The sequence below is a fragment of the Dietzia sp. HMSC21D01 genome, from assembly GCF_001815995.1.
In the GTDB taxonomy this organism is placed as follows: Bacteria; Actinomycetota; Actinomycetes; order Mycobacteriales; family Mycobacteriaceae; genus Dietzia; species Dietzia cinnamea.
In genome coordinates this window covers 14,900-15,561 of the sequence record NZ_KV823766.1, presented here as the reverse complement: position 1 = coordinate 15,561, position 662 = coordinate 14,900, and the positions used below count along the sequence as shown (strand labels likewise).

The window sequence follows — 662 nt, the reverse complement described above, 5'->3', positions numbered from 1 at the left end:
CACACGAGCGATCCTCGCCCGGTCGGGCGGCGATCACACCCAGGCGAAGGGGGCGGGCACGGCCGATGACGCGACCACCACAACCGCACCCGGGCGGCGACCACCGCGCTGATCACAGGGCAGATCGCCGCGCTGATGGCGGCTCCGTCGACTGCCCCGCCGTCGCCGCGGCCGGCGCCGCCGCCGTGCAGGCCCTCTACGCCGAGAACATCGCCGCCGCCGCCCGACTGCGCGCCTGCTACCACCTCTACACCGTCTGCGAGGACGAGCAGGAACGACGCGACCTGGCCGCCGGCTACGACCCCGAGCTCGACCTCAAACCCGAACACGCCGTCATCGACCCCTTCCACATCGCCTGCGCCGAGATCGTCGCCGCCTACGGCGTGCACAACAACCGCGCCCGCACCCTGCTCACCCGGGCCCGCACCCTCATCACGCGCTTCCCCACCCTGGTCGAGGCCATGGAAACCGGCCGCCTCGACGAGGACACCGCCGACCTGCTCGCCCGCCACATGCGCACCGTGGACTCCGCCCACCGCCGCGCCGTCCAACAACAAATCATCGACTGGCTCCTGGCCGCCATCGCCGCCGGCACCCGCCCCGGACGCGAGGCCATCCTGGGAACCCTCGACCGCATCATCACCGACCACGACCCCGCCGGC

At 73.0% G+C, this 662-nt stretch carries 1 pseudogene; it reads left to right on the top strand.

Going from position 1 to position 662, the window contains the following annotated elements:
• Positions 1-65 precede the first annotated feature (65 nt).
• A pseudogene (locus HMPREF3086_RS18340) lies at positions 66-662 on the top strand (hypothetical protein); the annotation flags it as partial.